Source organism: Geobacillus stearothermophilus ATCC 12980, from assembly GCF_030369615.1.
GTDB classification, from domain to species: Bacteria; Bacillota; Bacilli; order Bacillales; family Anoxybacillaceae; genus Geobacillus; species Geobacillus stearothermophilus.
In genome coordinates, this window is the sequence record NZ_CP128494.1 from 982,443 (window position 1) to 1,009,399 (window position 26,957).

28 protein-coding genes are annotated in these 26,957 nt (G+C 56.6%); all 28 read left to right on the top strand.

Annotated features, from left to right (window positions below; genetic code table 11):
- The first annotated feature begins 13 nt into the window (after positions 1-13).
- The 28 genes from QSJ10_RS05310 to dprA all read left to right on the top strand — a co-directional run bounded on the left by QSJ10_RS05310 (position 14) and on the right by dprA (position 26,891).
- Complete coding sequence (locus QSJ10_RS05310) at positions 14-1,684, top strand: DAK2 domain-containing protein (RefSeq protein ID WP_033016058.1); 1,671 nt, start codon at positions 14-16, stop codon at positions 1,682-1,684.
- Positions 1,685-1,751: 67 nt separating this feature from the next.
- Positions 1,752-2,414, top strand: coding sequence for an L-serine ammonia-lyase, iron-sulfur-dependent subunit beta (gene sdaAB / locus QSJ10_RS05315; protein WP_033011174.1), 663 nt, complete (start codon positions 1,752-1,754; stop codon positions 2,412-2,414).
- Between the two features lie 67 nt (positions 2,415-2,481).
- A complete protein-coding gene (gene sdaAA, locus QSJ10_RS05320) occupies positions 2,482-3,366 on the top strand; it encodes an L-serine ammonia-lyase, iron-sulfur-dependent, subunit alpha (RefSeq protein WP_033016053.1) in 885 nt (294 codons plus the stop codon).
- Positions 3,363-5,411: an ATP-dependent DNA helicase RecG gene (gene recG / locus QSJ10_RS05325; RefSeq protein ID WP_033016052.1), complete on the top strand. Its 2,049-nt coding sequence runs from the start codon at positions 3,363-3,365 to the stop codon at positions 5,409-5,411. Before sdaAA ends, recG begins: the two co-directional genes overlap by 4 nt.
- 113 nt (positions 5,412-5,524) lie before the next feature.
- Positions 5,525-6,121: a transcription factor FapR gene (gene fapR, locus QSJ10_RS05330; protein ID WP_033011168.1), complete on the top strand. Its 597-nt coding sequence runs from the start codon at positions 5,525-5,527 to the stop codon at positions 6,119-6,121.
- Complete coding sequence (gene plsX / locus QSJ10_RS05335) at positions 6,105-7,088, top strand: phosphate acyltransferase PlsX (protein ID WP_033016046.1); 984 nt, start codon at positions 6,105-6,107, stop codon at positions 7,086-7,088. Before fapR ends, plsX begins: the two co-directional genes overlap by 17 nt.
- Positions 7,089-7,108: 20 nt before the next feature.
- Positions 7,109-8,050: an ACP S-malonyltransferase gene (fabD, locus tag QSJ10_RS05340; RefSeq protein ID WP_033016045.1), complete on the top strand. Its 942-nt coding sequence runs from the start codon at positions 7,109-7,111 to the stop codon at positions 8,048-8,050.
- Between the two features lie 7 nt (positions 8,051-8,057).
- Positions 8,058-8,801 (top strand): 3-oxoacyl-[acyl-carrier-protein] reductase, encoded by a 744-nt coding sequence (fabG, locus tag QSJ10_RS05345; protein WP_033011164.1) that lies wholly within the window; start codon positions 8,058-8,060, stop codon positions 8,799-8,801.
- Between the two features lie 60 nt (positions 8,802-8,861).
- The gene (gene acpP / locus QSJ10_RS05350; protein ID WP_033016040.1) at positions 8,862-9,095 is read left to right on the top strand and encodes an acyl carrier protein; all 234 of its coding nucleotides are present in this window, start codon (positions 8,862-8,864) and stop codon (positions 9,093-9,095) included.
- Between the two features lie 181 nt (positions 9,096-9,276).
- Positions 9,277-10,017 carry a ribonuclease III gene (gene rnc / locus QSJ10_RS05355; RefSeq protein ID WP_033016039.1) on the top strand — a complete coding sequence of 247 codons (741 nt, stop codon included), beginning with the start codon at positions 9,277-9,279 and terminating at the stop codon, positions 10,015-10,017.
- A 141-nt stretch (positions 10,018-10,158) separates the two neighbouring features.
- A complete protein-coding gene (smc, locus tag QSJ10_RS05360; RefSeq protein ID WP_053532427.1) occupies positions 10,159-13,722 on the top strand; it encodes a chromosome segregation protein SMC in 3,564 nt (1,187 codons plus the stop codon).
- A gap of 15 nt (positions 13,723-13,737) precedes the next feature.
- A complete protein-coding gene (ftsY, locus tag QSJ10_RS05365; RefSeq protein ID WP_033011157.1) occupies positions 13,738-14,727 on the top strand; it encodes a signal recognition particle-docking protein FtsY in 990 nt (329 codons plus the stop codon).
- 208 nt (positions 14,728-14,935) lie between these two features.
- A complete protein-coding gene (locus tag QSJ10_RS05370; protein ID WP_033011156.1) occupies positions 14,936-15,268 on the top strand; it encodes a putative DNA-binding protein in 333 nt (110 codons plus the stop codon).
- Between the two features lie 18 nt (positions 15,269-15,286).
- Entirely contained in the window at positions 15,287-16,627 is a 1,341-nt protein-coding gene (gene ffh, locus QSJ10_RS05375; protein ID WP_033011155.1) for a signal recognition particle protein, read from the top strand.
- Positions 16,628-16,721: 94 nt separating this feature from the next.
- Positions 16,722-16,994, top strand: a complete 273-nt coding sequence (gene rpsP, locus QSJ10_RS05380; RefSeq protein WP_033011154.1) for a 30S ribosomal protein S16 — start codon at positions 16,722-16,724, stop codon at positions 16,992-16,994.
- A gap of 11 nt (positions 16,995-17,005) precedes the next feature.
- Positions 17,006-17,242 (top strand): KH domain-containing protein, encoded by a 237-nt coding sequence (locus tag QSJ10_RS05385; protein WP_033016030.1) that lies wholly within the window; start codon positions 17,006-17,008, stop codon positions 17,240-17,242.
- Positions 17,243-17,288: 46 nt separating this feature from the next.
- Positions 17,289-17,675, top strand: coding sequence for a YlqD family protein (locus QSJ10_RS05390; protein WP_033011152.1), 387 nt, complete (start codon positions 17,289-17,291; stop codon positions 17,673-17,675).
- A 14-nt stretch (positions 17,676-17,689) separates the two neighbouring features.
- The gene (rimM, locus tag QSJ10_RS05395; RefSeq protein WP_033011151.1) at positions 17,690-18,208 is read left to right on the top strand and encodes a ribosome maturation factor RimM; all 519 of its coding nucleotides are present in this window, start codon (positions 17,690-17,692) and stop codon (positions 18,206-18,208) included.
- Positions 18,208-18,969 carry a tRNA (guanosine(37)-N1)-methyltransferase TrmD gene (gene trmD / locus QSJ10_RS05400; protein WP_162839645.1) on the top strand — a complete coding sequence of 254 codons (762 nt, stop codon included), beginning with the start codon at positions 18,208-18,210 and terminating at the stop codon, positions 18,967-18,969. The genes rimM and trmD overlap by 1 nt, the downstream gene beginning before the upstream one ends.
- A gap of 135 nt (positions 18,970-19,104) precedes the next feature.
- Positions 19,105-19,455 (top strand): 50S ribosomal protein L19, encoded by a 351-nt coding sequence (gene rplS / locus QSJ10_RS05405; protein ID WP_014195437.1) that lies wholly within the window; start codon positions 19,105-19,107, stop codon positions 19,453-19,455.
- Positions 19,456-19,574: 119 nt separating this feature from the next.
- On the top strand, positions 19,575-20,126 hold the full coding sequence (lepB, locus tag QSJ10_RS05410; protein ID WP_033016029.1) for a signal peptidase I: 552 nt from the start codon (positions 19,575-19,577) through the stop codon (positions 20,124-20,126).
- 12 nt (positions 20,127-20,138) lie between these two features.
- Positions 20,139-21,005, top strand: coding sequence for a ribosome biogenesis GTPase YlqF (gene ylqF, locus QSJ10_RS05415; RefSeq protein ID WP_033011146.1), 867 nt, complete (start codon positions 20,139-20,141; stop codon positions 21,003-21,005).
- A gap of 76 nt (positions 21,006-21,081) precedes the next feature.
- Positions 21,082-21,861, top strand: coding sequence for a ribonuclease HII (rnhB, locus tag QSJ10_RS05420; RefSeq protein ID WP_049624363.1), 780 nt, complete (start codon positions 21,082-21,084; stop codon positions 21,859-21,861).
- A 48-nt stretch (positions 21,862-21,909) separates the two neighbouring features.
- On the top strand, positions 21,910-23,463 hold the full coding sequence (locus tag QSJ10_RS05425) for a cytosolic protein (RefSeq protein WP_053532428.1): 1,554 nt from the start codon (positions 21,910-21,912) through the stop codon (positions 23,461-23,463).
- Complete coding sequence (locus tag QSJ10_RS05430) at positions 23,460-23,750, top strand: EscU/YscU/HrcU family type III secretion system export apparatus switch protein (protein WP_033016017.1); 291 nt, start codon at positions 23,460-23,462, stop codon at positions 23,748-23,750. Before QSJ10_RS05425 ends, QSJ10_RS05430 begins: the two co-directional genes overlap by 4 nt.
- 115 nt (positions 23,751-23,865) lie before the next feature.
- Complete coding sequence (sucC, locus tag QSJ10_RS05435) at positions 23,866-25,026, top strand: ADP-forming succinate--CoA ligase subunit beta (protein ID WP_020278184.1); 1,161 nt, start codon at positions 23,866-23,868, stop codon at positions 25,024-25,026.
- Between the two features lie 17 nt (positions 25,027-25,043).
- Positions 25,044-25,946, top strand: coding sequence for a succinate--CoA ligase subunit alpha (gene sucD, locus QSJ10_RS05440; protein WP_015374401.1), 903 nt, complete (start codon positions 25,044-25,046; stop codon positions 25,944-25,946).
- Between the two features lie 63 nt (positions 25,947-26,009).
- Positions 26,010-26,891 carry a DNA-processing protein DprA gene (gene dprA, locus QSJ10_RS05445; protein WP_033016016.1) on the top strand — a complete coding sequence of 294 codons (882 nt, stop codon included), beginning with the start codon at positions 26,010-26,012 and terminating at the stop codon, positions 26,889-26,891.
- The last annotated feature ends 66 nt before the right edge of the window (positions 26,892-26,957 follow it).

The following is a 26,957-nucleotide window of genomic DNA, read 5'->3' on the forward strand; positions in this document are numbered from 1 at the left end:
GGGGAATCAGCCGGTGGCAATGAGGACGCTTGACGGAAGACGGTTTGCCGATATGGTGCAGCAAGGAGCCGCGCATTTGGCGAACAACGCCAAGGCGGTCGATGCGCTGAACGTCTTTCCGGTTCCAGATGGCGATACAGGAACAAACATGAACTTGTCGATGACGTCCGGAGCGAAAGAGGTGAAGGCGCATGTCTCCGACCATATCGGCAACGTCGCCGCGGCGCTGGCGAAAGGATTGTTGATGGGGGCGCGCGGCAATTCCGGCGTTATTTTGTCGCAGTTGTTCCGCGGGTTTGCCAAAGCGGTGGAAGGCAAACCGCAAGTGGACGGCTTCGAATTTGCCGCCGCCCTGCAAGCGGGGGTCGATACGGCCTATAAGGCGGTGATGAAGCCGGTCGAAGGAACGATCCTCACCGTAGCGAGAGAGGCGGCGCGAAAGGCAATTGAAACAGCGAAAAAAGATCGCGATGTCGTATCGGTGATGGAAGCGGCGCTTGCGGAGGCGAAAGCCGCGCTCAAGCGCACGCCGGAGCTGCTGCCGGTCTTAAAGGAAGTCGGGGTTGTCGACAGCGGCGGCCAAGGGCTTGTGTACGTGTACGAAGGATTCCTTGCCGCTTTGAAAGGAGAAGCTGTCAGCACCGCTCCCGCCGAAGTGCCGATGGAAGAGCTTGTAAAGATGGCTCATCATCAAAGCGCGCAAAGCCATATTCATACCGACGAAATTGAGTTTGGCTACTGTACGGAATTCATGGTTCGGTTTGAGAAGGACAAACTGGCCCAGCATCCGTTTTCCGAAGAAGTGTTTCGCCGCGACTTGAGCCGATTTGGCGATTCTTTGCTTGTCGTCGCCGACGACGAGCTTGTCAAAGTGCACATCCATTCGGAAACGCCGGGCGAGGTGTTGACCTACGGCCAGCGCTACGGAAGTCTCATCAACATTAAAATTGAAAACATGCGCGAACAGCATGCCAACATCGTCGGCAAAGAGGCGGAACGGCCGCTGCAAGCCGGCGCGGAAGAAGCGAAGCCGTACGGCATCGTTGCCGTCGCGATGGGCGCCGGCGTGGCCGAATTGTTTCAAAGCATCGGCGCGCACGCGGTCATTGAAGGCGGACAGACGATGAACCCAAGCACCGAAGAAATCGCGGAGGCCATTCGCCGCGTCAACGCGGAGACGGTGTTCGTGCTGCCGAACAACAAAAATGTCGTGATGGCGGCCAAACAAGCGGCCGAGCTTTCCGAGCGGCAGGTGATCGTCATCCCATCGAAAACCGTTCCGCAAGGCATGGCGGCGCTCTTGGCGTTCAATCCAGCGCAGTCAGCCGAGCAAAACGAGCGGGCGATGACGGCGGCGCTTTCGCGGGTGAAAACGGGGCAAGTGACGTTTTCCGTGCGCGATACAACAATCGATGGCGTCGAAATCGAAAAAGGCGACTACATGGGGCTGTTCGATGACCGCATCGTCGTCGCCGATAAGGACAAGTTGGCCGTGACGAAGCGGCTGCTTGATGCGCTCATTGACGAGGAAAGTGAAATTGTCACCATTTTGTACGGCGAGGATGCGACCGAAGTGGAAGTGGAAACTGTTGTCGCCTATCTGGAAACGGAATATGATGGAGTGGAAGTCGAAGTGCACAACGGCCGGCAACCGCTCTATCCGTTTATCATTTCCGTCGAATAATATTATGTTAAAATAATAGAAGGGAGCATTCCCTTCTATTTTTTATGCGAACGGAGGAAAGGCACCGATGAAATATAAAAGCGTCTTTGACATCATCGGCCCGGTGATGGTCGGACCGTCAAGCTCGCATACCGCCGGGGCGGCGCGCATCGGCCTCGTCGCGCGCAAGCTGTTTGGAAGACAGCCTGAATGGGCGCACATCTCGTTTTACGGCTCGTTTGCCGAAACGTACCGGGGGCATGGGACCGATGTGGCCATCGTCGCCGGGCTGCTTGGATTTGATACGTTTGATGAGCGCATCCCGGACGCTCTGGCGATCGCTCAGGCTGCGGGAATGGACGTCTCGTTTTCCGCCGAAGAGGCGATTCCGCATCACCCGAACACGGCGCGTGTGCGCATTGGCGACGGAAAAGGGGAGCTTGAGCTTGTCGGCGTGTCCATTGGCGGAGGGAAAATTGAAATCATCGAGTTAAACGGGTTCGAGTTAAAGTTGTCGGGCCATCACCCAGCGCTATTAATCATGCATAACGACCGTTACGGGACGATCGGGGCGGTGGCCAGCGCGCTGGCGAAGCATGCCATTAATATCGGCCATATGGAAGTATCGCGCAAGGAAAAAGGGAAGGAAGCGCTGATGACGATCGAAGTCGATCAACCGTTGACCGACGAGCTTTTGCAAGAGTTGGAGCAGCTGCCTAACATTATTCAAGTAACCAAACTCGTTGATTAAATCGAAAACGGTTCCATGTTTTGCGAAGACAGCCATGATGACGGACAGGAAGGATGGGGAAAAGAGAATGTTTCGCAATGTTGCCGAGCTTGTTGCATTGGCGGAAAAAGAGCAAATCAAAATCGCTGAGGTGATGATCCGCCAAGAAGTCGGAGTGAGCGGGCGCAGCCGGGAGGAGATTATGGCGCAAATGGAGCGCCACCTCGAAGTGATGGAGCGGGCTGTTGAAAGAGGGCTGCAAGGAGTCGTTTCCCGCTCGGGGCTGACAGGCGGCGATGCGGTGCGGGTGCAGCGCTATATCGAGCAGGGCCGCTTTTTGTCCGGGGAAACGATTTTGGATGCCGTCAGCAAAGCCATGGCGACAAATGAAGTGAACGCGGCCATGGGCGTCATTTGTGCAACGCCGACAGCGGGCTCAGCCGGCGTTGTCCCCGGGACGCTGTTTGCCGTGAAAGAGCGGTTGAATCCGACGAGAAAAGAAATGGTCGAATTTTTGTTCACCGCTGGGGCGTTCGGCTATGTCGTTGCCAACAATGCTTCCATCTCAGGGGCGGCCGGCGGCTGTCAAGCCGAAGTCGGTTCGGCAGCCGGCATGGCGGCTGCGGCGCTCGTTGAGCTGGCCGGCGGAACGCCTGCTCAAGCAGCCGAAGCGATGGCGATCGCCTTAAAAAATATGCTAGGATTAGTATGTGATCCTGTCGCTGGCTTGGTCGAAGTGCCGTGCGTCAAACGGAATGCGATGGGGGCGGCCAACGCCATGATCGCTGCTGATATGGCGCTGGCCGGTGTAAAAAGCCGCATTCCGTGTGATGAAGTGATCGAGGCGATGTACCGCATCGGCGCGGCCATGCCGGTGGCGCTGAAAGAAACTGCGCAAGGGGGGTTGGCCGCGACGCCGACCGGCCGCGCCATCGCGGCCCGCATTTTCGGCGCTTCTGCGGCATCGAAGTGAACGAAACGATGCAACAGCCGGTGACGGCGGTCAAAGGCATCGGTGAAGAAACGGCTGCGGCGCTCGCCGACATCGGCATCACAACCGTCGGCGACCTGCTCATGTATGCGCCGTACCGGTATGACGATTACGAACAAAAAGATCTAGCCGCCGCCCGCCATGAAGAAAAAGTGACAGTGGAAGGGAAGGTGCACAGCGCCCCGCTTGTAACGTATTACGGAAAAAAAAAGTCGCGCCTTTCCTTTCGCCTGCTTTCCGGCCGCTATTTAATCACGGTTGTCTGCTTCAACCGCCCGTATTTGAAAGAAAAACTCGCCTTCAATGAAACGGTGACCGTAATCGGCAAATGGGACCGGCACCGGCAGGCGATCAACGCCTATGAGCTTCGTTTCGGGGCCGCCCCGGAGACGGCCGGCATTGAACCGGTCTATTCGGTGCGCAGCCCGCTGACGGTCAAAACGATGCGCCGGCTCATGAAGGCGGCGTTCGCCCAGTTTGGCGCGCACATTCCCGATCCGCTGCCGCCCGCTTTGCGCCGCGCCTACCGTCTTGTCGACAAGCAGGAGGCGGTTCGCGCCCTTCATTTTCCGCGCTCGCGTGAAGAGTTGCACCAGGCGCGACGCCGGCTCGTCTATGAAGAGTTTTTGCTGTACCAGCTGAAAATGCAGGCGTTTCGGCGAATTGTGCGCGACGGGCAGCACGGCGTCGCCCATTCGTTTTCCGAAGAGCGGCTGGCGGCGTTTCTTTCCGCTTTGCCGTTTTCATTAACGAACGCCCAGCGGCGCGTCATCAAGGAGATTTTGGCCGATATGCGGGCGCCAAGGCAAATGAACCGTCTTTTGCAAGGCGATGTCGGCTCCGGCAAGACGGTCGTGGCCGCCGTGGCGCTGTATGCGGCGGTATTGTCCGGCTTTCAAGGAGCGCTGATGGTGCCGACGGAAATTTTGGCTGAGCAGCATGCCCGCTCGCTCGCCGACCTGTTTGCCGGCACAGATGTCACGCTGGCGCTGTTGACAAGCTCCGTGAAAGGGAAGAGGCGCAAAGAGCTGCTTGCGGAATTGGAGGAAGGGGCGATCGACATCGTCATTGGGACGCATGCGTTGATTCAAGAAGGTGTACAGTTTCGCCGGCTCGGCCTCGCCATTACTGATGAGCAGCACCGGTTTGGCGTCGAGCAGCGTCGCATTTTGCGCGAAAAGGGGCATGCCCCGGACGTGCTGATGATGACGGCGACGCCGATTCCGCGCACGCTGGCGATCACGGCGTTCGGCGATATGGACGTATCAGTGCTCGACGAAATGCCGGCCGGGCGGAAGAAAGTGGAAACGTATTGGGTCAAGCATCATCAATTCGCGCGTGTGCTCGATTTTATCGAAAAAGAGCTTCGTCGGGGGCATCAGGCGTACGTCATTTGTCCGCTTATTGAAGAGTCGGAAAAATTGGATGTGCAAAATGCCATTGATGTTCATAGTCAGCTCGTCCACTACTACCGCGGGAAATATGAGATCGGCCTCATGCACGGCCGGCTGTCGGCCGATGAAAAAGAAGCGGTGATGCGAGCGTTCAGTGAAAACCGCATTCATGTGCTCGTTTCGACAACGGTCGTGGAAGTCGGGGTGAATGTGCCGAACGCCACCGTGATGGTCATCTATGACGCCGAACGGTTTGGACTTGCCCAGCTTCATCAGCTGCGCGGCCGGGTCGGGCGGGGGGACGCCCAGTCATACTGCATTTTAATTGCCGACCCGAAATCGGAAGTCGGCAAAGAACGGATGCGCATCATGACGGAGACGACGGACGGGTTTGTGCTGGCGGAAAAGGATTTGGAGCTGCGTGGTCCAGGCGATTTTTTCGGCACGAAACAAAGCGGGCTTCCGGAGTTTCAATTTGGCGATCCGGTGCATGATTACCGCATCTTGGAAGTCGCGCGCCGCGATGCCGCCAAACTCGTGTCGACGACGGCGTTTTGGAGTGATGAAGCGTACGCGGGGCTGCGCGCCGAACTTGAGGCGTCCGGCGTGCTCGATGGAGAAAAGCTAGATTAATAGGCAGGCGGCAAAATGTGACCGCTTTTCACTTTTTCTGCTTGCATTCCGTTTTTTGATATTATATATTACTTTTAGTACCTAGTCATAAAACCGGACGGTGTAACGAATCGATGAGAAAAAGCAAACGCGAACGGCAACGGCTGCTGCAGGAGACGATCCGGGAAAATCCGTTTATTACCGACGAAGAGCTGGCAGAAAAGTTCTCAGTCAGCGTGCAGACGATCCGCCTCGACCGGCTTGAACTGTCGATTCCGGAGCTGCGCGAGCGCATTAAACATGTCGCCCGCCAGTCGTTCGCGGATAAAGTGCGGGCGCTGCCGCTTGAGGAAGTGATCGGCGATATTATCGACATTGAGCCGGATGAGAGCGCCATTTCCATTTTCGATGTGAAAGAAGATCATGTGTTCCGGCGCACCCGCATCGCCCGCGGCCATCATTTGTTCGCCCAGGCGAATTCGCTCGCCGTTGCCGTAATCCATGACGAATTGGCGCTGACGGCGAAAGCGACGATCCGCTTTGTTCGTCAAGTCAAGGAAGGCGAACGGGTGGTGGCGAAGGCGAAGGTGACCGGCAAAACGGCGAACGGGCGCACGATTGTCGACGTAAACAGCTACGTCGGCCAAGAGCTCGTGTTTTCCGGAACGTTCGAGATGTATCGTTCAAACATAGAGAAAAAGGATGGCGACAGCAATGAACATCGCGATTGATGCCATGGGAGGCGACCATGCTCCACGCGAAATCGTCCTTGGGGCGGCTCGAGCCGCCGCGCATTTTCCCGACATTCATATTACGCTTATCGGCGACGAAGCGAAAATCCGTCCGCATGTGCCGGACGGAGGGCGCCTGTCGATCCTCCATGCCGATGAGGTGATTGAAGCGACCGATGAGCCGGTGCGGGCTGTGCGGCGCAAAAAAAACTCGTCGTTGGTGCGCATGGCGGAAGAAGTGAAAGAAGGACGCGCTGACGCGTGCATATCGGCCGGCAATACTGGTGCGTTGATGGCGGCTGGGCTGTTTGTCGTTGGGCGGATTGCCGGCATCGACCGGCCAGCGCTCGCGCCGACATTGCCTACGCTAGACGGGCGGGGGTTTGTCTTTTTGGATGTCGGCGCCAATGTCGACGCCCGCCCGGAGCATTTGCAGCAATATGCGATTATGGGGCACGTGTATGCCCAACAAGTGCGGGGCATCGCCAAGCCGCGCATCGGCCTGCTCAACGTCGGCACCGAAGATCAAAAAGGGAATGAAACCGTGAAGCGGGCGTTCTCCTTGCTGAAAGAAACGAACCTTCATTTCATTGGCAATGTGGAGGCGCGCGATTTGCTCAATGGCGTGGCCGATGTCGTTGTCGCTGATGGGTTTGCCGGCAATGTCGCCTTAAAAACGATCGAGGGAACGGCGATGGCGCTTTTTTCGTTGCTCAAGCAGACGCTGACAAGCGGCGCGGTCGCAAAACTCGCCGCCGCTGTCCTCAAGCCGAAGCTCGCCGGACTGAAAAAGATGATGGACTACTCCGAATACGGCGGGGCGGCGTTGTTCGGCTTGAACGCTCCGGTCATTAAAGCGCACGGCTCATCCGATGCGAACGCTATTTTCCATGCCGTCCGCCAAGCGCGCGAGATAGTGGCCCATGATGTCATTGGCACGATCAAAGCGGAGCTCGAGCGGGCATAATGGATAAAGGAGGAAGCAAAATGGGTAAAATCGCCTTTTTATTTCCGGGACAAGGGTCGCAAACGGTCGGCATGGCCAAGGACGCCGCCGACCGCGACGCCCGCGCCCGTGCGGTGATTGAGGCGGCTGACGAGCGGCTCGGATTTCCGCTTTCTTCGCTCATGTTCAACGGGCCGCAAGCTGAGCTGACGCTGACGTACAACGCCCAGCCGGCGCTTTTGACCGCTAGCATCGCCTTGCTTCAGCTCGTAGACGGAGAAGGCTTGAAGGCCGATTACGTCGCCGGCCATAGTTTGGGTGAATACACGGCGCTCGTGGCCGCCGGCGCCATGTCGTTTGCCGACGCTGTCTATGCGGTGCGCCGCCGCGGCGAGCTGATGGATGAAGCGGTGCCGGCCGGCGAAGGGACGATGGCTGCCGTATTAGGGATGGAGGCAGAGGCGCTCGAAGCGGTGACGAACGAAATTGCCGCCCAAGGCCATCCGGTTGAGCCGGCCAATTTCAACTGCCCGGGGCAAATCGTCATCTCCGGTTCGAAAGCGGGAGTGGAAAAGGCGGGGCAGTTGGCGAAAGAGCGCGGCGCGAAACGCGTCATTTCGCTGGAAGTGAGCGGACCGTTCCATTCGTCGCTCATGAAGCCGGCGGCGGAAAAACTGCAGGCTGTTCTTGACAGCCTGGCCATTGAAGATGCTGCTGTTCCCGTCATCGCCAACGTAACGGCTGAGCCGGTGACGAAGAAAGAGGACATTGCCCGTCTTCTTATTGAACAGCTCTATTCGCCGGTGCGCTGGGAACAGTCGGTGCGCACGCTGTTGGCGCTTGGGGTCGACACGTTTGTCGAAATCGGACCGGGGAAAGTGTTGTCCGGTCTCGTGAAAAAAATCGACCGCAACGCCCGTGTTTATGCGGTAAACGATCTCGCTTCCTTGGAAACGACCATTGCGGCGCTGAAAGGAGAATAACAAAACAATGCTTGAAGGAAAAATCGCCCTCGTTACCGGGGCGTCGCGCGGCATCGGCCGGGCGGTTGCCTTGGAGCTCGCCCGTCAAGGGGCGAACGTCGTTGTCAACTATGCCGGCAGCGAGGCAAAAGCGAATGAAGTCGTTGAGATGATCCGCTCGCTCGGCCGCGAAGCGATCGCCGTCCAGGCGGACGTCGCCCGGGCGGAGGAGGTGGAGCGCTTGGTGAAAACAGCGCTCGACCAGTTCGGCCGCCTCGACATTTTGGTGAACAACGCCGGCATTACGCGCGACAATTTGCTCATGCGGATGAAAGAAGAAGAATGGGATGCGGTGATTAATACGAACTTAAAAGGGGTATTTCTTTGTACGAAGGCTGTGACACGGCCGATGATGAAGCAGCGCGGCGGCCGGATCATCAACATCGCCTCCGTCGTCGGGGTCATCGGCAACCCTGGGCAGGCGAACTACGTGGCGGCCAAAGCCGGCGTCATCGGATTGACGAAGACGGCCGCGCGCGAACTCGCCAGCCGGAACATCACCGTCAACGCCGTCGCACCGGGATTCATTACAACCGATATGACCGAAGCACTCAGCGAGGAATTGAAGGGGGAAATGTTAAAACAAATTCCGCTCGCCCGTTTCGGCGAGCCGGATGACGTCGCCCGCGTTGTGGCGTTTCTCGCGTCCGACGCCGCCGGCTACATGACCGGCCAGACGCTTCACGTTGATGGCGGCATGGTCATGCCGTAACAAAAGGCGGCTAGTATTTTCCCTGAGAATCGACTATAATCATGAAGGGAGGTGAACAGAATGGCAGACGTATTGGAACGTGTCACGAAAATCATCGTCGACCGGCTCGGGGTTGACGAATCGCAAGTGACGCTCGAGGCGAAGTTCAAAGACGATTTGGGTGCTGACTCGCTCGACATCGTCGAATTGGTCATGGAGCTCGAAGACGAATTCAACATGGAAATTTCCGACGAAGAAGCGGAAAAAATTGTCACAGTCGGAGATGCTGTGAACTACATAAAAAGCCATCTGTAATCCCGCTTTTTTGCAAAGTCCCGTTGCTCCGAACGGGGCTTTCTCTGCTTTTTAAGAGGCACACGGGACCTAGCCGCGGAAAAAAGGCGCCTTTGCCACTCGCGTAGCGGGATGGTGAACGGATATAATAAAGGATAGTATACGGCCAGTTTTGTCTGGAACGAAGTCGGAGGGCATTTTTATGTCAAAACAAAAAGACAAAGAACGCATCCACGAAAAAAGGCGGGCGAAGTTTCAAGAACTGCAAAGGAAAATCGGGATCACCTTCCAAAATGAAAAGCTGTTGATGCAAGCGTTCACCCATTCATCGTATGTGAATGAGCATCGGCGGCGGCTTCACGAGGATAATGAACGGCTCGAGTTTTTGGGCGACGCCGTGCTGGAGCTGACCGTTTCCCAATATTTGTTTCAAAAATTCCCACATATGAGCGAAGGGCAGTTGACAAAGCTGCGGGCGGCCATTGTCTGCGAGCCGTCGCTTGTGAAATTTGCCAACTCCCTGTCGTTTGGCGAACTCGTTTTGCTTGGCAAAGGCGAGGAGCTGACCGGCGGACGGACGCGCCCGGCGCTTTTGGCTGACGTGTTTGAAGCGTTTATCGGCGCCCTTTATTTGGATCAAGGAATGGAGGCGGTCCTCCATTTTTTAGGGCAAACGATCTTTCCAAAAATAGATGAAGGTGCTTTTTCTCATGTGATGGATTTTAAAAGCCAGCTGCAGGAACTCGTGCAGCGCGACGGCAGCGGGACGCTTGAATACACCATTTTGGAAGAAAAAGGACCGGCCCACAACAAAGAGTTCGTCGCCCGCGTGGCGTTAAACGGCCAAGAGCTCGGCATCGGTGTCGGCCGCTCCAAAAAGGAAGCCGAGCAGCATGCGGCACAAATGGCGCTTGAGACGCTGCGGGCTGCCGAGCGGCCATAGAAAGGCTGGCGCTTTTACGTCAGTCTTTTTGTATGAACATTTTTTCTCGACGCACTGTGGTGGTATATTGAAAACAGCAGCCTGTCCCGGTCCGCTCCGGCGGGCCGAGATCAAAGCGGAAAGATGGTGAAGCATCGTATCATGTTCCTGAAACGGTTAGATGTGATCGGCTTCAAATCATTCGCCGACCGCGTATCGATTGATTTTGTCCCCGGTGTCACGGCGGTTGTCGGCCCGAACGGAAGCGGCAAAAGCAACATTACCGACGCGATCCGCTGGGTGCTCGGCGAGCAGTCGGCGAAATCGCTGCGCGGGGCAAAAATGGAAGACGTCATTTTCGCCGGCAGCGACTCGCGCAAGCCGCTGAATGTCGCCGAAGTGACGATCACGCTCGACAACGAAGATGGCTTTTTGCCGCTTGAGTATCAAGAGGTGAGCATCACCCGGCGCGTTTACCGCTCCGGGGAAAGCGAGTTTTTCATCAACCGCCAGCCGTGCCGCTTAAAAGATATTGTCGATTTGTTTCTGGACTCCGGGCTTGGCAAGGAGGCGTTTTCGATCATCGGCCAAGGCCGGGTCGAAGAAATTTTAAGCAGCAAGCCGGAAGAGCGGCGTACGATTTTTGAAGAAGCGGCCGGTGTCTTGAAATACAAGCTGCGCAAAAAAAAGGCGGAAACAAAACTTGCGGAAACACAAGACAACTTGCATCGCGTCAACGACATTTTGCATGAGCTCGAACAGCAGCTTGAACCGCTTCGGATGCAGGCGTCAATCGCCAAAGAGTATTTGGAAAAACGCGAGGAGCTCGAGCGGTTTGAAGTGGCGCTTATGGTGCACGACATCGAGGAGCTGCACCGGCAATGGAGCGGACTGAAGGAAGCGCTTGATCGGCACCAGCAAGAGGAAGGAGCGCTGGCGGCGGCGTTGCACAAAATGGAAGCCCATATCGAACAGCTGCGCGACCAAATGGCGGCCATTGACGAGTCGATCGACGGCCTGCAGCAAGTGCTGCTGTTGGCAAGCGAGGAGCTTGAAAAACTCGAAGGCCGGAAGGAAGTGTTAAAAGAGAGGAAAAAAAATGCAGAAAAGCGGAAAGAGCAGCTTGAGGAGACTGCCGCCGCTTTAACGGCGAAACAGCGCCGTCTGGCCGAACGGCTCCGTGCAGAGCGGGCTGAGCTCGCCCGGCTTGAGGCCGCTGCCGCGGCGCTGGAGAAAGAGCTGAAAGAGAAACAAATGTCGCTTTCCGAGTATGAGGTTGATCTTGAGGAGGAGATCGAGCGGCGAAAGGGCGATTATATCGACCTTGTCCACGAACAAGCGGCGTTGAAAAACGAGCGCACGCATGTGGAGCAGGCGATCGGCAAGCTGCAGGCCAAGCGGGCGGCGCTCGACGAAGCGAACCGCCACCATCTTGCTGAACGCGAGCAGATAGAACGAAAACTGGCGGCTTCGCGTGCTGAGCAGTCCCGCCTTGAACAAGCCATCGCTGAGACGAGCGGGAAGCTGGCTCATATGACGGCCGCACTTGCGGCACAAAAGGCGGAGCTCGAACGGAATGAGTCGCTTTTGCAGCAGGCGCGTCAATACCGGCAGCAAACAAAAGCGCGCAAGCAATGGCTGGAAGAGATGCAACACGATTATGCCGGCTTTTTCCAAGGGGTGAAGGAAGTATTAAAAGCGCGCGACCGGCTTCCCGGTATTCATGGTGCAATCGTTGAGCTGATCCGCGTGCCGGACCGCTACGAAACGGCGCTCGAAACGGCGCTCGGCGGCGCGATGCAGCACATCGTCGTCGACAGCGAAGCGGCGGCGCGGCAAGCCATCCACTATTTGAAAACGAACGGCCATGGGCGGGCGACGTTTTTGCCGCTTGATGTCATTCAAGCGCGCGCCCTGTCGGAGCGGGAGCGGGCGATGATCAGCGGCCATCCGGCGTTTGTCGGCATCGCAAGCGAGCTGGTCGAGTACGATCGCGCCCACCAGGCGGCGATCGCCCATTTGCTTGGCCACGTCATCGTCACGGCGGACTTAAAAGGAGCCAATGAACTCGCCAAACTCCTTCAGTACCGCTATCGGCTCGTCACCCTTGACGGCGATGTCGTCAGTCCGGGCGGCGCGATGACCGGCGGCGGGGCGGCGAAAAAGACGGCTTCGCTGTTGGGCCGAGCCCGCGAGCTCGAGGCGATGGCTGCCAAATTGCGTGAAATGGATGAAACGATCGCCCGGCTCGAGCGCGATATCGCAGGGAAAGAGCGAGAGCGGGCGGAGCGGGAACGGGAGGCGGCTGCGCTGCAAGAGAAGATGGCGGCGCTGCAGCAGTCGTTGCAGGCGCAAAAAGACGAACAACGTGAACTCGACTGGCAAAAAAAGCGGATCGACGAGCGGCTCGCGCTGTACGATGAAGAAAAAGCGAACGATGAGCGTGAAGCGGCGGAACTCAACCGCCGTCTCGTCGCCGTTGACAGACAGCTTGAGCAGCTTGCCGGAAAGCTGCAAGCGATTGACGACGACATCAGCCGGCTGCAGGCGCAAAAACAGACGGAGCAAACGACAAAAGAAGCGCTGCAAGCCGCGATCACAGAACAAAAAGTCGCTTTGGCCGAGACGAAAGAACGGGTGAAACACGCGCGGCGGACAGTGGAGGAGCTTGAAACGGAATTGGCTGAAACGGCCCGCGAGCTCGAAGCAGCCGAACGGGAGCGCGCCGCCCTTGCCGCCGAAATGAACGCGCCGTCCTGGAACGAGGACAAACTGGAGCAACAGCGGCAGCAAAAGCTAGAAGACAAGCAAAAAACGATTGAACTCATCGCCAGCCGCCGCGAACAGCGGCTTGACTGCCAAGGGCGGCTTGAGCATTTGGAGCGGGAATGGAAAGAAGCGAAGCGCCAGCATAAACAGCTTGTCGATGTGGTCAAAGACGAAGAAGTGAAGTTGAACCGGCTGGACGTTGAGCTTGATAACTTGCTCACCCGGCTTGGCGAAGAGTATGGAATGTCGTTTGAGGCGGCCCGTTTGGCCTATCCGCTTGAAATCGGGGCCGAAGAGGCGCGCAAGCGAGTGAAGCTGATCAAGCGCGCCATCGATGAGCTCGGCACCGTCAATTTAGGAGCGATCGATGAATATGAGCGCGTTTCCGAACGGCACCGTTTTTTGAGCGAGCAAAAAGCCGATTTGGAAGAGGCGAAAGCGACGCTCCATCAAGTGATCGACGAAATGGACGAGGAAATGAAAAAACGGTTTTTTTCAACGTTCGAACAAATCCGCGCTCATTTCGGCGAGGTGTTCCGCGAGCTGTTCGGCGGCGGGCGCGCCGATTTGCGCCTGACTGACCCGAACGACTTGCTTGAAACCGGGGTGGAGATCGTCGCCCAGCCGCCGGGGAAAAAGCTGCAGCACTTAAGCCTGCTTTCAGGCGGTGAGCGGGCGTTGACGGCGATCGCCCTTTTGTTCTCGATTTTAAAAGTGCGCCCAGTGCCGTTTTGCGTCCTCGATGAAGTCGAGGCGGCGCTTGATGAAGCGAACGTGCAGCGCTACGCCCAATATTTGAAGCGGTTCAGCCGCGATACGCAATTTATCGTCATCACCCACCGGAAAGGGACGATGGAAGAGGCGGACGTGCTGTATGGCGTCACGATGCAAGAATCGGGCGTCTCGAAGCTCGTTTCCGTCCGTTTGGAAGACTCCAAGCAACTCGTGTCGTCATAGAAAGGAGGAGCCTCGATGGGCTTTTTTCAAAAGTTGAAAGAAAAGTGGACAAAACAGGCGGATGCCGTCACGGAAAAGTTTAAGGAAGGGCTGTCGAAAACGCGCGATTCACTCGCCGGGAAAGTGAACGACTTGATCGCCCGCTACCGGAAAGTCGATGAGGAATTTTTCGAAGAGCTGGAGGAAATTTTAATCGCCGCTGACGTCGGCGTGGCGACCGTCATGGAACTGGTCGATGAGCTGAAAATGGAAGTGAAGCGCCGCAACATTCAAGATTCGGCGCAAATGCGCGACGTGATCGCGGAAAAACTGATTGACATTTACCGCGCCGGCGCCGATGACAACGAGCTTTCCGCCTTGAATATGCAAGAAGGAGGGCTGACGGTCATATTGTTCGTCGGCGTCAACGGCGTTGGCAAGACGACGACGATCGGAAAACTGGCGCATAAGCTGAAATCGGAAGGGAAATCGGTGCTCTTGGCCGCAGGCGACACGTTCCGCGCCGGAGCGATTGAGCAGTTGGAAGTATGGGGCGAACGCGTTGGGGTCGATGTCATTAAGCAGGCGGCCGGCTCCGACCCGGCGGCCGTTATGTACGACGCCATTCAGGCGGCAAAAGCACGCAGCGTTGACGTGTTGTTGTGTGACACAGCCGGGCGGCTGCAAAACAAAGTGAACTTAATGAAAGAGCTTGAAAAAGTGAAGCGCGTCATCAGCCGCGAAATCCCGGGCGCTCCGCATGAAGTGCTGCTTGTGCTTGATGCGACGACCGGGCAAAATGCGATGAGTCAGGCGAAGCTGTTTAAAGAAGCGACCGATGTGACCGGCATCGTGTTGACAAAGCTCGACGGAACGGCAAAAGGCGGCATCGTGCTCGCCATTCGCAACGAGCTGGCCATCCCGGTGAAATTCGTCGGCCTCGGCGAAAAGATGGACGATTTGCAGCCGTTTGATGCAGAAAAATATGTATACGGACTGTTTGCCGGTTTGTTCGATGAACAATAACGGCTAGTTGGCCAGTTGCATGCCGTTTAGCGGCTCGTACGGCATCGGCGCGGCCTGCATCCGTGTTTTCCCGCCAGGCTGGCGGCCAACCGCGCCCCAGCCTTGCTTTTATGGGGGGAAAAATCGTCCTCATCTTGACAAGAGCCGGAAAACAAAGTACACTCACTTGTAAAGGGAATTTACTTAACAACGGGGGAGGGAGCGTTCGGTGCTCGAAAAAACGATGCGCATGAACTATTTGTATGATTTTTATCACGCGCTGTTGACGCCGAAACAGCGCAATTACATGGCGCTGTACTACTTGGACGACTACTCCCTCGGGGAAATTGCTGAACAATATGAGGTGAGCCGCCAGGCGGTGTACGATAACATCCGGCGCACAGAAGCGATGCTTGAGCAGTATGAAGAGAAGCTCGGGCTGCTGCAAAAATATGAACAGCGGCGGCAGGCCATCGAGCGGCTGAAAGACTACATCAGCCGGCATTACGGCGCTGACGCCGAATTGGCGGCGCTTGTCCGCGAGCTGGATGAACTTGATTAAAAAAAGGGGGTGGCCGCCATGGCGTTTGAAGGATTGTCCGAACGTTTGCAGCAGGTGATGAACCGCATCCGCGGCAAAGGGAAAGTCACCGAAGCGGATGTCAAAGAGATGATGCGCGAAGTGCGTCTCGCTTTGCTCGAGGCTGACGTCAACTTTAAAGTCGTCAAAGATTTCATCAAACGGGTGAGCGAACGGGCCGTCGGGCAGGAAGTGATGAAAAGCTTGACGCCGGGCCAGCAGGTGATTAAAGTGGTCAAAGAGGAGCTGACGGCGTTAATGGGCGGCGAACAGAGCAAAATCGCGGTCGCCAAAAAGCCGCCGACGGTCGTCATGATGGTTGGCCTGCAAGGGGCTGGGAAGACGACAACGACTGGGAAGCTCGCCAACTTGCTGCGCAAGCGCCATAACCGGAAGCCGCTGCTGGTCGCTGCTGACGTCTACCGCCCGGCGGCGATCAAGCAGCTGGAGACGCTCGGCAAACAGCTGAACGTTCCTGTCTTTTCGCTCGGCGAGGACGCCAATCCAGTCGAGATCGCGAAACAGGCGCTCGAGCGGGCGAAAGAAGAGCATTACGACTATGTGCTGATCGACACGGCCGGCCGCCTTCACATTGATGAGGCGCTCATGGATGAACTGAAGCAAATGAAAGAGGCGGTCAAGCCGGACGAAATTTTCCTCGTTGTCGACGCCATGACCGGTCAAGACGCCGTCAATGTCGCGCAAAGCTTCCATGAACAGCTCGGCATCACCGGCGTTATTTTGACGAAGCTCGATGGCGACACGCGCGGCGGGGCGGCGCTGTCGATTCGCGCCGTGACGGGAGCGCCGATCAAGTTCGCCGGGATGGGCGAAAAACTGGATGCGCTCGAGCCGTTTCATCCGGAGCGGATGGCGTCCCGCATTTTAGGGATGGGCGATGTCTTGACGCTCATTGAAAAAGCGCAGGCCGCCGTTGATGAGGAGAAGGCGAAAGAGCTCGAACAAAAAATGCGCACGGCCACCTTCACGCTTGACGACTTTTTGGAGCAGCTCGGCCAAGTGCGCAAGCTCGGGCCGCTTGACGAACTGATTAAAATGCTGCCGGGAGCCAATAAAATCAAAGGGCTTTCCAACATTCAAGTCGATGAAAAGCAAATCGCCCGCGTCGAAGCGATCATCCGCTCGATGACGAAAGAGGAGAAAATGCATCCGGAAATCATCAACGCTAGCCGCAAAAGGCGAATCGCCAAAGGGAGCGGCACGACCGTGCAAGACGTCAACCGGCTGCTCAAGCAATTTGATGACATGAAAAAAATGATGAAAATGATGACGAATATGCCCAAAGGGAAGAAAAAAGGATTTCGCTTCCCATTTATGTAAATGATGTTCTGTTAAGCGAAAAACCTTTACAAACGGAAAAAGAATTGTTAATATACTATCTTGTGTGAACACTATACGGAGGTGCGTACAAACTATGGCAGTAAAAATTCGTTTAAAACGCATGGGCGCAAAGAAAAAACCGTTTTACCGCATTGTTGTGGCGGATTCCCGCTCGCCGCGCGACGGCCGCTTCATTGAAACGATCGGCACATACAATCCGGTTGCGGAGCCAGCCGAAATCAAAATCGATGAAGAGCTGGCGCTCAAATGGCTGCAAAACGGTGCCAAACCGTCCGACACGGTGCGCAGCTTGCTGTCGAAACAAGGCATTTTAGAGAAGTTCCATAACTTGAAATACGGCAAATAAGCGGGATGCACATGAAACCGCTCATTGAAACGATCGTCAAGGCGCTTGTCGATCATCCGGAGGCGGTGGCGGTCGAAACCCGTGAGGAAGAGACGGCCGTCATCTATGAACTGTCGATGCACGATGACGATATCGGCAAAGTGATCGGCAAACAAGGACGGACGATCCATGCGATCCGCACGGTCGTCTATGCCGCCGCCGCTGGATCGCCCAAGCGGGTGATTGTGCACGTGAAAGAAAAAGGGTGAGGATGTTCCTCTCCCTTTTTTGATATCGCCGTAAAGGGGGATGGGGATGAAGCTCATTCAAACGGTCGAAGTGCGGCAAGTTGTCACCGAGCGGAGCAAACAAGAGCTTGCGGCGGCATTTGCGGCGCGCAAGCAGCAGTTGGAGCGCGAGTGCGGCCAGCTTCGCTTCGAGCAAAAGCGGATGGAGAAAAGCGGGAAATACCCGGCTAGTCTTGTAAAGCAATATTTTGCCAAAGAAATCGACGACCGGATGGAGAAAATCAAGCTGCTTGAGTTTCAGCTTGAACAGTTACATATGCTACCGTTAGGAAGTGAATTGAAAGAGCGGGAAGTCGAGGCGCTCATTGAGGTGAACGTCGGCGACCGCTGGGAAGAGGTGACGAAAACGCGCGCCATTATCGTTGAAGACGGCGTCGTGAAAGAGATTCGCTAAGGAGGGAGCAAAGAATGGAACGATGGTTTAACGTCGGCAAAATCGTCAATACGCACGGCATTCGCGGCGAAGTGCGCGTCATTTCCCGCACCGATTTTCCGGAAGAGCGATACAAAAAAGGAAACAAGCTGTACATTTTCCGCGAACGCGACAGCGAGCCGATCGAAGTGACGGTGAAAAGCCATCGCGTCCATAAATCGTTCGACTTGCTGTCGTTTGAAGGCTATGACAGCATCAACGATGTCGAACCGTTTAAAGGAGCGATGCTGAAAGTGCCGGAAAGCCAGCTCGGTGAACTCGCGGAAGGCGAGTATTATTTCCATGAAATCATCGGCTGTACCGTCGTAACGGAAGAAGGAGAAACGATCGGCACGGTCAGGGAAATTTTAACGCCGGGGGCGAACGACGTCTGGGTCGTCCGGCGCGGCGACGGCACCGATGCGCTCATTCCGTACATCGACGAAGTCGTTCTTCGCGTCGATCCGGCGCAAAAAACGATCATCATCCGACCGATGGAAGGGCTGCTTGAATGATGCGGATCGATATTTTGACGCTGTTTCCCGACATGTTTTCCGGCGTATTGAATGAGTCGATTTTAAAGAAGGCGCAAGAAAAAGGGGCGGTGGACATCCGGCTTGTTGACTTCCGCGAATTTGCCGACAACAAGCATAAGACGGTTGATGATTACCCGTACGGTGGCGGCGCCGGCATGGTGCTGAAGCCGCAGCCGATCTTCGACGCGGTGGAACATGTGACAGCCGGCTCGCCTGGCGCGCGCATTATTTTGCTTTGCCCGCAAGGCGAGCGCTACACGCAAAAAAAGGCAGAAGAGCTCGCCCAAGAAGAGCATTTGGTGCTTATTTGCGGCCATTACGAAGGATATGATGAGCGCATCCGCCAATATTTGGCGACCGATGAAATTTCGATCGGCGATTACATTTTAACAGGCGGGGAGCTCGGCGCCATGGTCATCGTCGACAGCGTCGTCCGCCTGCTGCCCGGCGTGCTCGGCAACGAAGCGTCGCCGGTTGACGACTCGTTCAGTTCCGGCCTGCTGGAGTATCCGCAATACACAAGGCCAGCCGACTTTCGCGGCATGAAAGTGCCGGACATTTTGCTTTCCGGGAACCACCAGCTCATTGCTGAATGGCGCGAGAAGGAGTCGCTCCGGCGCACGTTTTTGCGCCGCCCGGATTTGCTCGCCGGCTATCCGCTCACCGAGAAACAAAAGCAATGGCTGAAAGAGTGGGAACATGAACGCGAAACGGAAAACAGCGGCTCTCAATGCGAATAACTATTGCTTGTGCCCGGCGTTTATGCTATCATATCTTTTGTGTGACTGAAGCAGTCCGCTTAAGGACGGAAAACGATGTTCCGCTGCAATGATCAAACGCATTGGCATGAACATCTGTGGAAGGAGTGGAAAATGATGCATCATTTAATCCAAGAGATCACGAAAGAACAATTGCGGACCGACTTGCCGGATTTCCGCCCGGGCGACACGGTGCGCGTCCACGTGAAAGTTGTGGAAGGCAACCGCGAACGCATCCAAGTGTTTGAAGGTGTCGTCATCAAACGGCGCGGAGCGGGCATCAGCGAAACGTTCACCGTCCGCAAAGTGTCCTATGGCGTCGGCGTTGAGCGCACATTCCCGGTGCATACGCCGAAAATCGCAAAATTGGAAGTCATCCGCCGCGGGAAAGTTCGCCGTGCGAAATTGTACTACTTGCGTGAACTTCGCGGCAAAGCGGCGCGCATTAAAGAAAAAACGGCCCAATAACGGGCAACGGTGGATCACAGCGGAAAAGGAGCTTGCTTTCAAGCTCCTTTTTTCACTACCGCCAATGATGATTACGGTAGTGATCCACGACTGCAAACTTTGATTTAGGTGGGTGGACAATGGAACAGAAAAAAAGCGAATGGCGCGAATGGCTGAAAGCCATTGTTGTTGCGGTGCTGTTGGCCGGGGGCATCCGCTACTTTATTTTTGCCCCGATTATCGTCGACGGCATTTCGATGATGCCGACGTTACATAATCACGAGCGGATGATTGTCAATAAGTTGGCCTACAAAATCGGCATGCCTCATCGTTTCGATATTATTGTGTTTCATGCCGAGGAAGGGAGAGACTATATTAAACGGGTGATCGGCTTGCCGGGCGACCGGATCGAGTACAAAAATGATACCTTGTACGTAAACGGCAAACCGTATAAAGAGCCGTATTTGGACGAACGTAAAAAGCAGGTTGCCGACGGGCCGCTGACCGAGCCGTTTACACTTGAGGAATTGACCGGGCGGAGCACGGTGCCGGAAGGGCATTTGTTCGTCATGGGCGACAATCGCCGATTCAGCAAAGACAGCCGCCATATCGGCTTCATTCCGATGTCAAAAGTCGTTGGCAAGGCGAATCTTGTGTATTGGCCGCTTTCTGACGCCCGGATTGTGAAATAAACGAGGCAGGTGATGCCAATGACAGTGATTCAATGGTTTCCCGGCCATATGGCAAAAGCGAAGAGGGAAGTGCAAGAAAAATTAAAGTTGATCGACGTAGCGTTTGAGCTGCTTGACGCCCGTTTGCCGATGTCATCGCGCAACCCGATGATCGATGACATTCTCGGACAAAAGCCGCGCCTCATTTTGCTCAATAAGGCGGATATGGCCGATGAGGCCGTGACTGAGCAATGGATCCGCTATTTCCGCGGCCAAGGCCGAACAGCCATCGCCATCGATGCGCAAAGCGGGACGGGGGTCAGGCAAATCGCTTTCATTGCCAAAGAAATGGTAAAAGAGAAATTTGAGAAAATGCGGGCGAAGGGCATTAAAAATCCACGCCCCGTGCGGGCGCTCATTGTCGGCATCCCGAATGTCGGCAAATCGACGCTCATCAACCGGCTCGCCGGCCGCCATATCGCCAAAACCGGCGATAAGCCGGGGGTGACGAAAGCGCAGCAATGGATCAAAGTCGGCAAAGAAATGGAGCTGCTTGATACGCCAGGGATTTTATGGCCAAAGTTCGAGGATGAAGACGTCGGCTTCAAGCTCGCGGTCACCGGAGCGATCAAAGATGAAATTTTGAACTTGCAAGACGTCGCTGCCTATGCGCTCCGCTTTTTGTCAGTCCATTATCCGGAACGGCTGTCGGAGCGCTACCGCCTTGACAGCATCCCCGATGACATCGTCGCCTTATTTGACGCCATCGGCCGGCGGCGCGGCTGCCTGACAGCGGGCGGCGGCATTGACTATGACAAGGTCGCTGACATTGTCTTATACGACATTCGCACCGAAAAATTAGGACGGTTGAGTTTTGAAACGCCCGCTTCCTGGACGTAATGGCGTCCGGCGGGCGTTTTTTGCTTCGCAGCCGGCTGAACATGGCCGATAGTATAAGTAGAAAAGGGAGAGAAACATGAAGGAGTACACGGTAAAAGAAATCGAAGCGCTGCTTCCGGAGCTTGGCGGCGAGGATGACCCGCGCTGGGAGATGCTGCGGCGCGATGAACGGAAAAGCGTGCAGGCGCTGCTTGCCCGTTTTGTGAAACAAAAAGAGCGGGAAAAAGTGATGCGGCGGCGTTGGGAGGAGTTGATGCGCTATGAGCGTGAACTGTACGCCGCCGGCATCGAACGAATCGCCGGCATTGACGAGGCCGGGCGCGGGCCGCTTGCTGGCCCGGTCGTCGCGGCGGCGGTCATTTTGCCGCCTGACGCCTACTTGCCAGGGCTTGACGATTCGAAACGGCTGACAGCAGCCAAGCGCGAGGCGTTGTTTGCGCAAATCGAGGCGTGTGCGGTTGCGGTCGGCATCGGCATTGTCAGTGCGGCGGAAATTGATGAGCGGAATATTTACGAGGCGACGAAACAGGCGATGGCAAAGGCGGTCAGCGCGCTGTCGCCGCCGCCTGACTACTTGCTCGTTGATGCGATGGCGGTGCCGTGCGCGCTGCCGCAGCGGCGTCTGATGAAAGGCGATGCCAACAGCGCTTCGATCGCCGCGGCTTCCATTATGGCCAAAGTGACGCGCGACCGGCTGATGAAAGAGCTCGACCGCCGCTATCCGCAGTACGGGTTTGCCCGCCATATGGGTTACGGGACGCCGGAGCATCTCGAGGCGATCCGCCGTTACGGCATAACGCCGGAGCACCGCCGCTCGTTCGCGCCGGTAAAGGAAGCGGCGGGCGTTGAAAATTAGCCGGCCCCACGGCTGGGATGCGGGCCGGGACGAAAGGGGGAAAGCAAAATGGTGGAGCGGATGGAACGAACCGTTCCTGTAGCCGCCGTCCGTGATGCGGCGTCAAGCGGACAGTTTCGGCCGGGGCAGGCGGTTGTCGGCCGAATCGAGCGGGTGGAAGAGGCGGAGACGGGGGAGCGGACAGCGCTTGTCCGCACCGGCGGCCGCCTCGTGCGCGCCCGCCTCGAGGCGCCGCTTGCCGCCGGGCGCACGTACTTGTTTGAAATCAAGGAAAGCGGCAGCAACGTTTACTGGAAAGCGGTCGCGCTTTCCGAACCGGAGCAGGCGGTTCCCCGTGAAGATGTCGTCCACCGATGGCAGCAGGCGTGGAAGCTGCCCGAGGCCGCGCTCCCGGTGCTTCGCCAAGCGCTGAAGGCAGGCGCGGCCGTAACGAAAGAAGAAGCGGCGGAACTGGCTGCAGCGGTGCGAAAAACCGGCCGGCCGGCCGACGCGGAGGAGGTGCTTGCTTATTTGTTCCATCGCCGCCTCCCGCCGTCTCCCGCCGTATTTCGCGCACTGTGGGCGGCGCGGACCGGAGAGCCGCTCGCAGTGCAGCTTGAAAGGCTAAAAGCGGTGTTCACTGAACGTTCTTCAGGCCCGATGGCGCCGGTGTTCAAGCAGGCGGCTGACCGTCTTCTTTCGCCGCCGCTGTTCGCCTATGAGGCAGCGGTGCGCCTGTTGTTGACAGCGGAAGAAGGAGCGGAGGGGCCGGCTCATGCGCTTCTTTTCCGCCTCGGGCTTGTTCCGCTACCGGCAGGACGGATGGCCGCCATTCAGAACGCCATGCAGCAGCGGCAGTTTGCTGAAGTCGGGAAGCTGCTCGGCCTGACGGACGAGGAAGCGTTTTTCGCGCGCTTTGCCGCTGTCGATGCCGCCTGCAAAAGCGGTGCGCTGTCAGAGGCGGAAGCGAAGCTGTGGACGTCTGTCCGCACGGCCGGCGACCCGGCGCTGTCGCTGTTTCATTGGTTGAGGCGGATCGCTGGCCGCCTCGGGCTTGAGGATGAGGCGATGCTCGCCGAAGCGTTGAAAACAAGAGGCGCGCCGCCGATGGCTCCTTCGTTGAGACGGCTGCTTCTTCATCTGCTCGGCGGAGCGGGAAGCAAAGAGGCAGAAGCCGCGGCGGAAGCGTTTCTTGACCGCCTTGACGGAATGGCCGTCATCGCCGGAAGCGATGGGCCTGTCGGGCACATTTGGATTTCTTTTCCTTTGCCGCTGGGCGGGCGCAACCACGATTTTTCGGTTTATTGGCAAGGGCGGCGGAAGGATGGAGGGGCGCTTGATCCCGATTATAGCCGCATCGTTTGCAGCGTCACGCTCGAACAACTGGGCGGGATTTTGATCGATATGCGTGTGCAGCGGCGGATCGTCCACATTTCCCTTTTTCACGATGATCCGAGGCTGCCGGAGCTCGTTCATCGCTTTGCCCCGCTGGTGAAAGAGCGTCTTCAGGCGCACGGTTATCTGCTGTCGGGCATTGATGTGAAAGCGGCCGAAGCTAGTCCCCCGGCCCCTTCCGTGCTGCCGTTTGCCGGCAGCAGCAGCGAGGTGGATTGGCGCGTATGAGCGAGGAGCGGAAAAAAGCGGTCGCCCTGTCCTATGACGCGGCGGTTCACGAAGCGCCTGTCGTGAAAGCGAAGGGAGCGGGAACGGCGGCGGAAGCGATCATCGCTGCCGCCCAACAGCATGGCGTGCCGATTCGAAAGGATCCGTCGCTCGTTGAACTTCTCAGCAAAGTGGAAATCGATAACACGATTCCGGAAGTGCTGTATGCGGTTGTGGCGGAGTTGTTTGCGTTCCTTTATCAGCTGGATCAGGCGGCGAAACAGGAAACGGAGGGAGAAAAGGGATGATTTTTCAACCTCCTAATTTCTCAATTTTGCGACGAAACGGTGGACAAGCGGGAAATGTTAGGTATAAAATGAAAGCGCTAAGACTTTTTCAGTTTCATACATAGGAGGTTGGCGCATGAACATTCATGAATACCAAGCAAAAGAAATTTTGCGAAGCTATGGCGTAAGCGTGCCGAACGGCCGCGTCGCGTTCACGGTTGATGAAGCAGTGGAAGCCGCCAAAGCGCTCGGCACGCCGGTATGCGTTGTCAAGGCGCAAATTCATGCCGGCGGGCGCGGCAAAGCGGGCGGGGTGAAAGTGGCGAAAAGCTTAGAGGAAGTCCGTACATACGCCAGCGAACTGCTCGGCAAAGTGCTCGTCACCCACCAAACCGGCCCGGAAGGAAAAGAAGTGAAACGGCTGTTGATTGAAGAAGGGTGCGACATCCAAAAAGAATACTATATCGGCCTTGTCGTCGACCGCGCCACCTCGCGCGTCGTGTTGATGGGCTCGGAAGAAGGCGGCACGGAAATCGAAGAAGTCGCGGCGAAAACGCCGGAGAAAATTTTCAAAGAGTACATTGACCCGGCCGTCGGGCTGCAGGCGTTCCAAGCGCGCCGCTTGGCGTTCAACATCAACATTCCGAAGCATCTCGTCAACCAAGCGGTCAAATTTATGATGGGCTTGTACCAAGTGTTTGTCGACAAAGACTGCTCGATCGCCGAAATCAACCCGCTTGTCGTCACCGGCGACGGCAAGGTGATGGCGCTTGACGCGAAGCTGAACTTTGATTCGAACGCGTTGTACCGCCACCCGGACGTGCTCGAATACCGAGATTTGGACGAAGAAGATCCGAAAGAGGTTGAAGCATCGAAATACGACTTGAACTACATCGCCCTTGACGGCAACATCGGCTGCATGGTCAACGGCGCCGGCTTGGCGATGGCGACGATGGACATCATCAAATATTACGGCGGCGAGCCGGCCAACTTCCTCGATGTCGGCGGCGGCGCCAGCGAGGAAAAAGTGACGGAAGCGTTCAAAATCATTTTGTCGGACCCAAACGTGAAAGGCATTTTCGTCAACATTTTCGGCGGCATTATGAAATGCGACGTCATCGCGAGCGGCATCGTCGCAGCGACGAAGCAAGTCGGCCTCACGCTTCCGCTTGTCGTCCGTCTTGAGGGTACGAACGTCGAGCTCGGGAAAAAGATTTTAGAAGAATCGGGCTTGAACATTACGGCGGCGGAATCGATGGCGGACGGCGCGCAAAAAATCGTCGAGCTAGTACGTTAAGAAAGCGAGGGAGACACGTGAGTGTTTTTGTCAATAAAGATACGAAAGTGATCGTACAAGGGATTACCGGTTCGCAAGGGCTGTTTCATACAAAACAGATGATTGAATACGGCACGAACATTGTCGGTGGCGTTACGCCGGGCAAAGGCGGCACGGAAGTCGAAGGCGTGCCGGTGTTTGACACCGTTTCCGAAGCGGTCGAAAAAACAGGCGCGAACGCCTCGGTCATTTACGTTCCGCCGGCGTTTGCTGCAGACGCTATTATGGAAGCGGTCGACGCCGGGCTTGATCTTGTCGTCTGCATCACCGAAGGCATTCCGGTGCTCGATATGGTGAAAGTGAAGCGGTACATGGAAGGGAAAAAGACTCGCCTCATCGGCCCGAACTGCCCGGGCGTCATTACGCCGGAAGAGTGCAAAATCGGCATTATGCCGGGCTACATCCATAAAAAAGGGCACGTCGGCATCGTCTCGCGCTCCGGCACGCTGACGTATGAAGCGGTTCACCAATTGACGCAAGCCGGCATCGGCCAATCGACGGCGGTCGGCATTGGCGGCGACCCGGTCAACGGCACGAATTTCATCGATGTGCTGAAGGCGTTTAACGAAGACGAGGAGACGTACGCGGTCATTATGATCGGCGAAATCGGCGGCACGGCGGAAGAAGAAGCGGCCGAATGGGTGAAAGCGAACATGACGAAGCCGGTCGTCGGCTTTATCGGCGGGCAAACGGCGCCTCCGGGCAAACGGATGGGCCATGCCGGCGCTATCATTTCCGGCGGCAAAGGCACGGCGGCGGAAAAAATCAAGAAAATGACCGAATGCGGCATCAAAGTAGCGGAAACGCCGGCCGTCATCGGCGAAACGCTCATTTCGGTCTTGAAAGAGCGCGGTTTATACGAAAAATGCAAAACGCATTAACATGGGGCTCCGCACGTTGCCGTGCGGGGCGCTGTTTGCCATTGACGCAGAAAGGAGAATGGTATGTACGATACAGTTCGCGACCGGCTCATTCATCTTCACCATTGCCGCGGAGCCGGCTGGAAGACGATCCGCTCTCTGCTTGACGCGGACCCGACGCTTGCCGCTCCATTTTTCATGTCCCCTCAATCCCTTCGCCCGCTCGTTCCGCTTACTTCTCAACAATTCGCTGCTTTTTTCCGCGACCTGCATTCCATTGATCTTCACCGGCTCATCAAAACGTATCAAGCTCGCCGCATTCACGTCATAACCGTGTTCGATGATCACTATCCGCCGCTGTTAAAGCATATTTACGCGCCGCCATGGGTGCTGTATGCAAAAGGGAACGCCGGCTTGCTTCAACAAACAAAGTTGATCAGCATCGTCGGCACGCGGCGCCCGACCAAAGACGGGCTCGAAGCGCTTGACAAGCTTGTTCCGCCCCTTTCGGCCGCCGGATGGACGATCGTCAGCGGGCTGGCTGCCGGCATCGACATTCATGCCCATCGGCTTGCTGTCAAGTACGGCGGAACGACGATCGCCGTCATCGCCGGCGGGCTGGATCATGTTTACCCGAAAGCGCACTGGCCCTTCGCCCGCTATTTGATGAATGAACAGCTTGTCATCGCCGAACATCCGCCGGCAACGAAGCCGCAGGCATGGCACTTTCCGGCGCGCAACCGCATCATCAGCGGACTGTCGCTCGGCACGCTCGTCGTGCAAGCGAAACGGAAAAGCGGTTCGCTCATCACCGCCGCGTATGCGCTCGAGCAAGGGCGGGAAGTGTTTGCCGTCCCCGGTCCGATCGGGGCGGCCGAGGCAGCCGGGCCGAATACGCTTATTCAGCACGGGGCAAAACTAGTGCAGGAAGCGGAAGACATCATCGTCGAATTCCCGTACGTATAATGATCATGTTTGACAAATGCGGCAATAATCATTAATAATAATGAAGATTTCAATTTACTTCCTAGG

Coding starts and splice junctions, on each gene's coding strand:
- sdaAB (WP_033011174.1), top strand. CDS start 1,752: ATGAAATATAAAAGCGTCTTTGACATCATCGGCCCGGTGATGGTCGGA.
- sdaAA (WP_033016053.1), top strand. CDS start 2,482: ATGTTTCGCAATGTTGCCGAGCTTGTTGCATTGGCGGAAAAAGAGCAA.
- fapR (WP_033011168.1), top strand. CDS start 5,525: ATGAGAAAAAGCAAACGCGAACGGCAACGGCTGCTGCAGGAGACGATC.
- plsX (WP_033016046.1), top strand. CDS start 6,105: ATGAACATCGCGATTGATGCCATGGGAGGCGACCATGCTCCACGCGAA.
- fabD (WP_033016045.1), top strand. CDS start 7,109: ATGGGTAAAATCGCCTTTTTATTTCCGGGACAAGGGTCGCAAACGGTC.
- fabG (WP_033011164.1), top strand. CDS start 8,058: ATGCTTGAAGGAAAAATCGCCCTCGTTACCGGGGCGTCGCGCGGCATC.
- acpP (WP_033016040.1), top strand. CDS start 8,862: ATGGCAGACGTATTGGAACGTGTCACGAAAATCATCGTCGACCGGCTC.
- rnc (WP_033016039.1), top strand. CDS start 9,277: ATGTCAAAACAAAAAGACAAAGAACGCATCCACGAAAAAAGGCGGGCG.
- smc (WP_053532427.1), top strand. CDS start 10,159: ATGTTCCTGAAACGGTTAGATGTGATCGGCTTCAAATCATTCGCCGAC.
- ftsY (WP_033011157.1), top strand. CDS start 13,738: ATGGGCTTTTTTCAAAAGTTGAAAGAAAAGTGGACAAAACAGGCGGAT.
- ffh (WP_033011155.1), top strand. CDS start 15,287: ATGGCGTTTGAAGGATTGTCCGAACGTTTGCAGCAGGTGATGAACCGC.
- rpsP (WP_033011154.1), top strand. CDS start 16,722: ATGGCAGTAAAAATTCGTTTAAAACGCATGGGCGCAAAGAAAAAACCG.
- QSJ10_RS05385 (WP_033016030.1), top strand. CDS start 17,006: ATGAAACCGCTCATTGAAACGATCGTCAAGGCGCTTGTCGATCATCCG.
- QSJ10_RS05390 (WP_033011152.1), top strand. CDS start 17,289: ATGAAGCTCATTCAAACGGTCGAAGTGCGGCAAGTTGTCACCGAGCGG.
- rimM (WP_033011151.1), top strand. CDS start 17,690: ATGGAACGATGGTTTAACGTCGGCAAAATCGTCAATACGCACGGCATT.
- trmD (WP_162839645.1), top strand. CDS start 18,208: ATGCGGATCGATATTTTGACGCTGTTTCCCGACATGTTTTCCGGCGTA.
- rplS (WP_014195437.1), top strand. CDS start 19,105: ATGCATCATTTAATCCAAGAGATCACGAAAGAACAATTGCGGACCGAC.
- lepB (WP_033016029.1), top strand. CDS start 19,575: ATGGAACAGAAAAAAAGCGAATGGCGCGAATGGCTGAAAGCCATTGTT.
- ylqF (WP_033011146.1), top strand. CDS start 20,139: ATGCCAATGACAGTGATTCAATGGTTTCCCGGCCATATGGCAAAAGCG.
- rnhB (WP_049624363.1), top strand. CDS start 21,082: ATGAAGGAGTACACGGTAAAAGAAATCGAAGCGCTGCTTCCGGAGCTT.
- QSJ10_RS05425 (WP_053532428.1), top strand. CDS start 21,910: ATGGTGGAGCGGATGGAACGAACCGTTCCTGTAGCCGCCGTCCGTGAT.
- QSJ10_RS05430 (WP_033016017.1), top strand. CDS start 23,460: ATGAGCGAGGAGCGGAAAAAAGCGGTCGCCCTGTCCTATGACGCGGCG.
- sucC (WP_020278184.1), top strand. CDS start 23,866: ATGAACATTCATGAATACCAAGCAAAAGAAATTTTGCGAAGCTATGGC.
- dprA (WP_033016016.1), top strand. CDS start 26,010: ATGTACGATACAGTTCGCGACCGGCTCATTCATCTTCACCATTGCCGC.